This window comes from Nonomuraea glycinis (assembly GCF_014646515.1).
In the GTDB taxonomy this organism is placed as follows: Bacteria; Actinomycetota; Actinomycetes; order Streptosporangiales; family Streptosporangiaceae; genus Nonomuraea; species Nonomuraea glycinis.
The window spans coordinates 1-2,384 of sequence record NZ_BMNK01000007.1 but is presented as its reverse complement, the minus strand read 5'-3'; the positions used below and the strand labels follow the sequence as shown (position 1 = coordinate 2,384).

1 protein-coding gene and 1 rRNA gene are annotated in these 2,384 nt (G+C 66.6%); one reads left to right on the top strand and one right to left on the bottom strand.

Annotated elements, in window-relative coordinates:
• Positions 1-1,201: 1,201 nt before the first annotated feature.
• Positions 1,202-1,951: an SAM-dependent methyltransferase gene (locus IEY87_RS20490; protein WP_189140338.1), complete on the top strand. Its 750-nt coding sequence runs from the start codon at positions 1,202-1,204 to the stop codon at positions 1,949-1,951.
• Positions 1,952-2,101: 150 nt separating this feature from the next.
• On the opposite strand, the gene rrf is transcribed toward IEY87_RS20490, so the two are convergent.
• A 5S ribosomal RNA gene (gene rrf / locus IEY87_RS20485) occupies positions 2,102-2,218 on the bottom strand.
• Positions 2,219-2,384: the final 166 nt, after the last annotated feature.

The following is a 2,384-nucleotide window of genomic DNA, read 5'->3' as shown; positions in this document are numbered from 1 at the left end:
CCTCGCCACGAGGACCCCGATCAGAGCGGTAACCGCCCTCACCACGAGCCCCCCGATCGTCGCCACCCCGGTACGGACGACGCTCACCGGAACCACCCTCAGCACGCGGCCCACGATCATCGCGGAACGGCCGACGCTCACCGCTGGAGGAGCCCCCACGATCGTCGCGGAAACCACCCCCACGCTGCGGCCCACGGTCGTCCCGGTCCCGGTACGGCCGGCGCTCGCCGCCGGAGGCACCCTCACCACGAGGGCCACGGTCATCCCGATCCCGGAACGGCCGACGCTCACCCGAGGCACCCTCAGGACGACCACCACGATCGGAACGGAAATCACTACGAGGCCCNNNNCCACCCTCGCCACGAGGACCCCGATCAGAGCGGTAACCGCCCTCACCACGAGCCCCCCGATCGTCGCCACCCCGGTACGGACGACGCTCACCGGAACCACCCTCAGCACGCGGCCCACGATCAGAGCTCCTGGGACCCCGATCATCGCGATCCCGGAAGGGCCTGCGCTCAGAGGCGCCCTCAGCACGAGGAGCACGATCGTCGCGGTCCCGGAACGGCCGACGCTCAGGAGCCCCCTCAGTACGAGGTCCGGAGCGGTAGCCGCTCCCACGGTCATCACGCTGACCGCCTCCGGCACGAGGACCGCGGTCATCCCGCCCGGCACCTCGCTCGCCACGTCCCTGCGAACCAGAATTCCGATCCTGGTAAGGACGCCGCTCATCACTACGCGGATATTCCCGGCGCGGTCCCTGGTCGCCGCGCCCTCCCTCGTCACGCCGTGGCCCGCGGTCATCACGGCTGAACGGACGCGCCCCGCCATCGTCGGAGCGGGACGGACGGTCGCTCCTGGAGTCGCGCTCCTCGCGCCCGCGGGAACCGTAGCCGCCGCCGCTCCTGTCACCGCCGCTGGAGCGCCCGTCCTCGTGGTCGCCGCGACTGCGCTGTCCGCCGTCCGATCCGCTATCTCTGTTCACTTCTAGGTCCATTTCGTTGGCTCACTCAGCGGACCCTTGCTCTGTACGGCGGCCCGCCGTGGCTGGTCGCCGCCTGTCGAAGGCCTTACGCGACGAAGGCCACCCGTGGTGGGGTGGCCCGGTGACACAAGCCTAGCAAGCCACAGCACACGCGAGCGCCGGACGCCCGCCGGATAACCAGTCGCCCGGCACGAGATGATTCGCGAAACTGACCGCATGTCCCTGCGCTTCCACGAAATCGCCGAATCACGCCATCGCATTCTCAATCCGCTCACCGAGAACAAGCTCCGCCAGCTCGGCGAGATCTGCCGCATCACTCCAGCCACCCGCCACCTGGACCTGGCCTGCGGCAAGGGCGAGATGCTCACCCTCTGGTCCGCCCAGTACGGCCTGCAGGGCGTCGGCGTCGACATCAGCAAAGTGTTCCTGGAAGCCGCGCAAGCACGCGCCGACGCGCAGGGAGTCGCCGATCGCGTCCGCTTCGTCGAAGCAGACGCCGCCACGTACGTCGACGAACCACAGTCGTACGACATCGTCTCCTGCATCGGCGCGACCTGGATCGGCGACGGCCTGGCCGGCACGCTCGAAATAATGCGCCGGCCGCTCCGCCCTGACGGCATCGCTCTGGTCGGCGAGTGCTACTGGATCAATCCATCCCCGCCAGAGGCCCTGACCTCCCTAAGCGTGGCCGAGAACACCTTCACCTCTCTGGCCGGTACGGCAGCGCGCATCGAAAAGGCGGGATTCGAGCTCCTGGAAATGATCCTGGCCAGCCCCGACGACTGGGACAGATACGTGGCGAGCCAATGGTGGACCCTCAGCGACTGGCTGCGCGACAACCCATCCGACCCCGAGGCCGCCGGGATTCGCACCTTCCTGTCCCGCTCAAGAACCTCACACCTGGAGTACGGCCGGCAGTACCTGGGCTGGGGCATCTTTGTCGTGCGCCCGGCCAACGACCACTGATCTCAAGAGCGGCAGCATCGGATTTATGCAGCATAAAAAAGTGGTCTCACGCGCCGTAGGCGTGAAACCCCTTTAAGTCGACTGGGCGGCGAAAAGCTTCAGAAATGCAGATAAGGCCCCGACACACGTCGGGGCCCTACCTGAAAGATTGTCCGGCGGTGACCTACTCTCCCACACCCTCCCGAGTGCAGTACCATCGGCGCAGAGAAGCTTAACTTCCGGGTTCGGAATGTAACCGGGTGTTTCCTTCCCGCCATAACCGCCGTAACCCTATGAAACACACAAACAACACCAGCCAGCTTTCCAGCCGGCTGAGACAGCTGCTTGTTGTCTCAGAATTGCGTAGTGGACGCGAGCAAAACACTCATCGAACCAGCCGCCCTGGCGCGGCGCTGTTCCGGACCCGGCGAAGAGTACAGAACGCAGCACACAC